Origin of the sequence: Stenotrophomonas sp. 2YAF22 (assembly GCF_052114665.1) — a bacterium.
Lineage (GTDB): Bacteria > Pseudomonadota > Gammaproteobacteria > Xanthomonadales > Xanthomonadaceae > Stenotrophomonas > Stenotrophomonas indicatrix.
In genome coordinates this window covers 1-7,297 of sequence record NZ_JBFRFE010000164.1, presented here as the reverse complement: position 1 = coordinate 7,297, position 7,297 = coordinate 1, and the positions used below count along the sequence as shown (strand labels likewise).

General features: G+C 66.6%; 6 protein-coding genes. 2 read left to right on the top strand and 4 right to left on the bottom strand.

What is annotated here, in order from left to right:
• Positions 1-161: 161 nt before the first annotated feature.
• Positions 162-1,322, bottom strand: coding sequence for an amidohydrolase family protein (locus AB4Y84_RS08695; protein WP_442244571.1), 1,161 nt, complete (start codon positions 1,320-1,322; stop codon positions 162-164).
• 184 nt (positions 1,323-1,506) lie between these two features.
• Between AB4Y84_RS08695 and AB4Y84_RS08690 the strand changes: the two genes are divergently transcribed.
• Complete coding sequence (locus AB4Y84_RS08690) at positions 1,507-2,148, top strand: hypothetical protein (protein WP_442244570.1); 642 nt, start codon at positions 1,507-1,509, stop codon at positions 2,146-2,148.
• Between the two features lie 27 nt (positions 2,149-2,175).
• On the opposite strand, the gene AB4Y84_RS08685 is transcribed toward AB4Y84_RS08690, so the two are convergent.
• Together AB4Y84_RS08685 and AB4Y84_RS08680 are read right to left on the bottom strand one after the other, a co-directional pair.
• The gene (locus AB4Y84_RS08685) at positions 2,176-2,715 is read right to left on the bottom strand and encodes a hypothetical protein (RefSeq protein WP_442250001.1); all 540 of its coding nucleotides are present in this window, start codon (positions 2,713-2,715) and stop codon (positions 2,176-2,178) included.
• 202 nt (positions 2,716-2,917) lie between these two features.
• Complete coding sequence (locus tag AB4Y84_RS08680) at positions 2,918-5,644, bottom strand: TonB-dependent receptor domain-containing protein (RefSeq protein WP_442244568.1); 2,727 nt, start codon at positions 5,642-5,644, stop codon at positions 2,918-2,920.
• Positions 5,645-5,863: 219 nt separating this feature from the next.
• Between AB4Y84_RS08680 and AB4Y84_RS08675 the strand changes: the two genes are divergently transcribed.
• Entirely contained in the window at positions 5,864-6,469 is a 606-nt protein-coding gene (locus AB4Y84_RS08675) for a GNAT family N-acetyltransferase (RefSeq protein WP_428704980.1), read from the top strand.
• Here AB4Y84_RS08675 and AB4Y84_RS08670 read toward each other — a convergent pair.
• Positions 6,466-7,239 carry a CDP-diacylglycerol diphosphatase gene (locus AB4Y84_RS08670; RefSeq protein ID WP_394197192.1) on the bottom strand — a complete coding sequence of 258 codons (774 nt, stop codon included), beginning with the start codon at positions 7,237-7,239 and terminating at the stop codon, positions 6,466-6,468. The two genes, AB4Y84_RS08675 and AB4Y84_RS08670, sit on opposite strands and share 4 nt — an antisense overlap.
• Between the last annotated feature and the right edge of the window lie 58 nt (positions 7,240-7,297).

Genomic DNA, 7,297 nt, shown 5'->3' with positions numbered 1-7,297 from the left:
ATGGATGGCGCGGCTGAGCCTACAGGGACGTACTTGCGGCGTCCCCGCAATCCGACACCGCACCGCCCTACCTCGGAATGCCGCTGTTGCTTCGGCTGTTGCTGTTGAAGTTGCCGGCCAGCGGCCGGCACTACCAGGTGCTACCGGGCACCGCCCGGCGGCTACAGCCAGCGGCCGTCGACCACCACGCGTCGCTCGGCCGGCACTGCGGCCACCGCCGCCGGGCCATGGTCGGCACGCACCGCCACGAAGGTAGCCGGGCGACCTTCTGCAATGCCGTACTGCGGCAACCCGATCACCTCCGCCGCATGGGTGGTGACCATGTCCAGCGCCAGCATCAGGTCCGCATCGGTGTAGAAGCCCGACCGATAGCCCAGCAGCATCGCCCGCTGCAGCAGGTCGCCATTGCCATAGGGCCACCAGCAGTCGCGGATGTTGTCGTTGCCGGCAAACACGCGCACACCAGCGTCGTGCAGAGCACGCAGCGGCGGGAACGGATGGTCGCCCGGCGCATTGCTCATGATCGCTACGCCTGCGGCAGCCAAGGCCTCACCCACCTGCAGCGCCCGCGCCAACCGCACCTCGCCCAGCGCATAGGCGTGACTGACCGCCACCCTGCCCTGCAGGCCCGCCGCGCGTGTGCGCGCGGCGATCCGCAGCAGCTGCGCCAGCCCGGTCTCGCCCGGCTCGTGCAGATGGATGTCCAGACGCACGCCATAGCGCTCGGCCAGCCCGAACAACAACGCAAGCTGGCCTTCGGCATCCCCGTCCAGCGTGCTCGGGTCGATGCCTCCAAGCACCTCCACCCCGGCAGCAATCGCCTGTTCCAGAATGGCCGCCGTACCCGGGCACGACATCACGCCGGCCTGTGGGAATGCCACCAACTGGATGCGCATGATGTCGGCACAACGCAGCGCCGCTTCACGCACCGCCTCCAGGTGACGCAGGCCGGTGCTGCCATCGATGTCGACGTGGCACCGCATCGCCACCGTACCGAATCCGCTGCACTGGCGGATCAGGGCCTCGGCACGATCGGCCATGGGTGCGGCGGTGGCAATCGCGGCCTTTTCCACCGCCAGACGCTCGCGCAGGCTGTTCACCGGCTGATGCGGATGCCAGCGGTCGCCGACGAAGCTCTTGTCCAGGTGGATATGGCCGTCGACCAGTCCAGGCAGCACGGTAAAGCCGGTCAGATCGACGCTTTCGGCTCCCTGTGCTGCTGCATTGTCGCCATTGATGCCGAAAAACCGGCCATCACGGATGTGGAAATGCAGCGGGGCACCGTCGCGATCGACGCCACCATGGACGAACTGCAGGGTCATCAGGTTCTCCCGGAAAGCCAACACTGGCGCCATCCTGCCCGCCGCCGCGTCCATCGGCCAACGAAATATCTGCATGCCATGCATTCACCGGCGCGATGAATCCCGTCCGCGACCGTGCGCCGCAGGGACGCCGGATACACGCCTGAACGGGTAACATGGGCACCTGTTTCCGCTGTGATGCCGCATGGGCCCGTCCGACCGCCACGATCGTCTTCGCCGCTGGCAGGCCGCGTCCCTGCTGGCCGCTGCCCCGATCGCCAGCCTGTCCGCCACCGATGCCAGCGCCAGCGCGCCCCTGCAGGCGCCGCCGGGCCAGCAGCGGATTGCCTCCGCCGCGCTGGTGGAGGTACTGCACCAGCGCGTGCTGGCCGGCCAGAGCGCCACCGCCACCCTGGAAAGCTGGTGCGCCGAGCACGGCCTGGCCGAGCAGGCCCGGGTCCGTGCCGTGCGTGTGCACGGCCAGGACAAGACCGCGCCGGCCGACGTGCTGCAGGCCCTGGGCGCCACTGCCTCCACGCCCCTGCGTTACCGGCGCGTGCAGCTGGCCTGCGGCAGCCGCGTGCTGTCCGAGGCCGACAACTGGTACCTGCCCGACCATCTCAGCCCGGCCATGAACCAGGTCCTGGACACGACCGACGAGCCGTTCGGCCGCGTGGTCGGTCCGCTCGGCTTCCAGCGCCAGACCGTGACCGACCAGACGTTCTGGCCACCGCGCGGCGAAGGCGACCGTGGCGTGATCCTGGAAGTGCGCGCCCTGCTGCGCGACCGCCAGCAGCAGCCTTTCAGCTACGTCATCGAGTCGTACCTGGTGCAGGCGCTGCCGTAACGTTTCATCCGCCCGGCATGTCCCGACCTACTGGGTGGTGATGCCGTTGGCAGCCGGATCGGTGGAGAACAAGAAGCGTCCCGAATGCAGGTTCCGGCCCAGGGTGTACTCGGCCGTTGCGAATGCATAGACGGGAGGCGTGTTGCCCTTCCCGAAGGAGCGCGCCCAGGCGCTGAAACCGTCTTCGGTCCGGCTGCGGATCTCGCCGAGGCACAAGCTGTAGCCGCATGCGAACGAGACCACGTCCGTATTCCCGTCCAGCGCCGCAGTCACCGCTGACCTGTACAGCCCGGTCAGATCCTGTGCTTCCGGTTGGCGTGCGGCATCCTGCTCGAATTGGCTGACCGCCTGTGCGAATGCTCTGTTGGAACCGACCACCGCATGGAATCGTTCAACGGACATCGCCCCCTCACTCAACAGGCTGCGCTCGCCGGTGAGGAACGTTCCTTCCGCTGGCTTGGCCGCCGCAGCAATGACTGCAGACCCGGGCGAAGCGGGAGCGGTGTGCAGGGATGTTGCAGCAGCGCGTATCCGTGTTGCTGCCTCAACCCGGTCGGCAGGCGCCATCGTGGCATCCTGGGCAGCGGCTGCCGGTGCTTCTTCTTTGCTGCTGCAGCCCGCGACTGCGAGCACCACAACCATCAGATGACGAACGTCCATGCGTTGTTTCCTCCCTGCTGATTGGGTGAGCATGCCATTGCTTGGCGCTGGAAGCGAAGTGCCACACAAAGAAAGGCCCGGCAATGCCGGGCCTTTCGTTTTGCATCGCTTAACGGAACCGGTAATCCAGCTGCACCCAGAACTGACGGCCATACGGGTCGTAGTTGCCGACCGGATAGAACGGCCAACCGCCACCGTTCTTGTCTGCCGGCGGGCGGCTGTCGCGCAGGTTGTTGACGATCACGCCCACCGACAGGTTTTCGCCGAACTGGCGGAACACGCTGGCGTTGTAGGTCATGTACGGTGCGATGCGGCCACTGCCATCGGTCTTGGGCAGCGAGCCGAAACGGTTGCCATACAGCGTCGTGGTCCAGTCGCCCTGGTTCCAGGTGATGCTGCCATTGGCCTTGCTGCGCCACTGGTAGTCATCCAGCGAATTGCGGATGTCGCGCACTTCGTCATCGGCGAACTGCTTGTACTCATGCTCCAGCACCAGGGTGTAGGCCAGGCGCGTGGTGAAGCGCCCATAGCGGCCCCCATCGAAGCGCCAGTTGCCCTTCAGGTCGATGCCGCGCACCGACTCCGATGCCGCGTTGATCGGGTTGATCAGTACGCGGGTCACCTGGTCCGGCTGCACGGTGGCAGTGGAGGGGTTGCGGATCACCCGCGACAGCGCGTCCTGGCACAGCGACGAGCTGATGTCGCGCGTTTCGCCGCCGAGGGTGCGGCCCAGCCGGCAATCGGCCTCATCACGCAGGATGCGGCTGGTGTCGAGGCTGGTCACTTCGTTGTCGATGCGGATGTCGTAGTAGTCGGCGCTGAAATCCAGCCCGGACAGTGGCGACCAGACCACGCCGAAGCCGTACGATTTGGCCGACTCCGGCTGCAGCTGCGGGTTGGCGCGGTTGCTGTAGTCGATCGACAGGCCGTTGTAGTCGCAGTTGTCATACGACTGGCCGGCGGTGCGGCAGCGCCAGTAATCGGTCATGCCGGGGTTGTAGCCTCGGGTCTCGGTGGCGAACACATAGTTCATGTCCGGCGCACGGAAGCTGGTGGCCGCGGTGCCGCGGATCAGCAGGCTTTCGATCGGACGGAATTCGACACCGAAGCTCCAGGTCGCCTTTCCGATATGCTCGCCGCCGGCGCGGTACTGGTCGTAGCGACCTGCCAGGGTGGTGGTCAGCGACTGCAGCAACGGCAGCTGCAGTTCAACACCGGCCGCATAGCGGTCACGTTCGCCACCAGCACCGATGCCGGCGCTGGTGTTCCAGAATTCGCCGGTGCCCAAGCGCGGGTCCGGGCGATTGCGGTAGCCCTGGCTGCCCGCTTCGACCACCGCGGCCAATGCGGCATCGCCACCGGGCAACGCGAACAGGCGGCCGTTGACCGTCGCGCTGAAGGTCTGCAGCCACGCGGCATTGCGGCTCTCCTGGTAGTCGGACAGGCGGCCGTACTCATCGGGCGTCAACGGCTGGAACAGGCGCGCAGGGTCTGGTGCATAGACCTCCACGCCGTTGCGCACGCCCAGCTGCGGGCCCAGCAGGTACTCGTTGATGCCGGCCAGCAGCACCGGGCGGCGCGTGTGGTTCTCGTAGCGCGAGCGGCTGTAGACCGCCTCGTAGTCCCAGCCGCTGTCGCCGATCTGGCCCCGCGCACCGACGTTGAACGACCACGAGTTTTCCAGGAAGCGGTTCGCATTGCGCGGCAGGCCCCCGATTTCCTCCGGCGCGAAGCGGCGGTACCAGCTCTCCAGGTTGCCCGTGTTCTGGTTGTAGAAGTAGTTGCGTGACGAGGTCCAGGTGGGCGCACGGGTATTGTTGTTGATCCGTGCGCTGCCCAGCGCGACATCCGCAAACAGGTCGGTGATCTCGTTGACGTGGAAGGTCAGCAGGCCGTAACCGTTGAGGTTGCGCTTCTCGGTCTGCACGGTCCAGTAACTGGCAGCGGCTTCGTTGCTGCCGCAGTACCAGCCCTGGCGCGGGTTGTTGGCGCGCAGCACGCTGCCACCGTAGATGGACGAAGCCGCATCGCAGCCGGCGGTGCCCGGATCGATGTTGCGACCGGTGGCTGCATTGCGACGATAGGCGACGGCCGTCGGCTGCGGTGCCTTGCCGGTGGGGTCATCGTCCAGCGAATCCATGAAATCGCGCTGGCGCGCGTGGATCGCCTTGCGCACGTCCAGTTCGAAGCCGAACAGGCCTTCCCAGCGTTCGCCCGAGCTGCCTCCCACAACCTGCACGCGCTGGTTGTCACCACCGCCCTGCTGGGTGCCGCCGGCACGCACGTTGACGTCCACGCCGTCGAAGCGGTCCTTGAGGATGATGTTGACCACGCCGGCGATGGCATCGGAGCCATACACCGCAGACGCGCCCGCAGCCAGCACCTCGATGCGCTCGATCAGCGCACTGGGGATGTTGGCCAGGTTGACCACGTTCACCGAGCCTTCGTAGGCCAGCGGATAGTCGGCCTGGCGGCGACCGTTGACCAGCACCAGCGTGCGGTTCGGGCCCAGGCCACGCAGGTTGATGGTGTTCGCCGCCGGGGTGAAGGTATTGCCGAAGTCCTCGCCCTGCACGTTGCCGGTGTTCTCGGTGAGCGCGCTCAACGCATCGAATGCATTGCGATAGCCCTGCGCATCGATCTGCTCGCGGCTGATCACCGTGACAGGCGACGGCCCCTCGACACTGGCACGCGGGATGCGCGAGCCGGTGACCTTCACTTCCTGCAATGAGGTGGGTGCGCTTTCCTGCGCGAAGGCCGGCAACGAGGCCAGCATCAGGGACGACAAGGCAAGCACCAGCGGACGCGGGCGCAGCGCCAGGGAAGAGGCGGACATGGGCTTCCTGGGGGAGTTGGGCGGGTGGTCCGGGGCGCTGGCGACGGTGTGCGCATAACGATCCCGTAACGAAAGTGTCCTGAACGGATGGTTGCAACGGAAATGACCAGGCTTGATGGCGTTATGCCTGAACCGAATCAGACCGCAGCCAGCGACCGCTCCGCATTTGCAACTTCTTTCATTGTTCCCCCTCGCCGGCCTGCGGCATCGTCACACCCCATGAACCGGTATTTCCCTACTTCCCTGCCACCGCTGCGACCGGTGCTGCGCCGCCACCTCCTGCTGCTCCAGCACGGGCCTGTGGTGCTGCGCCCGTTGCAGCGTTCAGACCTTTCCGCCTGGCGTCACCACTATCGTCAGGTCGAACGCAGCGGCAACCCGCCTGACCATTTCGATGCCGAAGCCCATTTCCTCTGCGGTGTTCAGCGTTCGCAGCTGCAACACGACAACGATCAGCTGCTGCTGGGCAGCTTCGACGCAGCGGGTGAGCTGCTGGACCAGTTGAACCTGCGCCTGCATTGCGCGCATGCGCGCAGCGTTGAACTGCGTTGGCTGCATGCCGCAGGCTGTCCCCAGCGGCGGCAGCTGCACGCTTCGTTGCAGGCGCTGTGCACGTTCCTGTTCGAACAGGTGGGGATCCGTCGCCTGTTCGTACTGCTACCGCCCGATGCAGGCAGCGCGCTGGTCGCTACCCTGCAGGCGATCGGCTTCGAGCGCGAAGGCCTGCTGCGCGATCACCATCTGGATATCGAGGGCTGGCAGGACCGCCAGCTCTACGCCCTGACAGCACCTGCCTGGCGGCAACGGCAGTCAGCAGAGAACTAGCGCACCCGCTCCAGCGAAGCATCCGCGCCGGTCAACACGCTGCAGGCATGGTCCTGCAGCTCCTCAGCACTGGCATCGTTGTCGCTGCCGGGATCCAGCTGCGTGGCCAGCAGGATGAAACCCGGCGCGCCATGCACGTCCTCGTGCCCCGCCACCAGCAGGCTCCATTGGCCAACCCTGTCCACACCGCTCAGGCCATAGGCCAGCAGGTTGAGGGGATTGGCAGTCAACGCCTCGCCCGGCAGCAACCGCGCCTGGTATTGGTGGCCGCGCAGCCGTACCGGCAGCGGTGCCCACTGCGTGCCGAGGGCCGCGCGATTGTCTTCCAGCGCCCGCAGCACGTCGGCGCGCAGGCAATCGACGTGGATGTGCAGCTGGTGCTGCGAACGTCCATGCGGCGAGTTCAATGCCAGGCTGGCGATGCTGCGCGGCAACCGCTGGCCAAGTGCCTGCTCGGTGCGAGTGCGGGCCTGCCAGGCGGCAGCAAAGTAATTGGGTGCCCCGCGCCGATACAACGCGGGACTCTCGATGCCACTGACCTTGTCCAGTGGCATCAGCAGGAACTGATAGCGGCCGTGCGCGTCCTTGACCAGCACGTCGCGGTGATCAACGGCCGGGCGCACCTGCAGGCAATCGCCGCGTGGCGACTGTGCGCCCTGGCAATCGCGTTCGATCAGGCGCCACAGCGCATCCGAATGGGCCGGTGGCGGCGCAGGGGGCACGCTGGCACAACCGGCCAGCAACAGCAGGGGCAGCAACAGAAATCGCACGGCAACAACTCGCAGGATCAGGCGCGCAGGCAGCGCCGCGCGCCATTCTAGCCAGTGG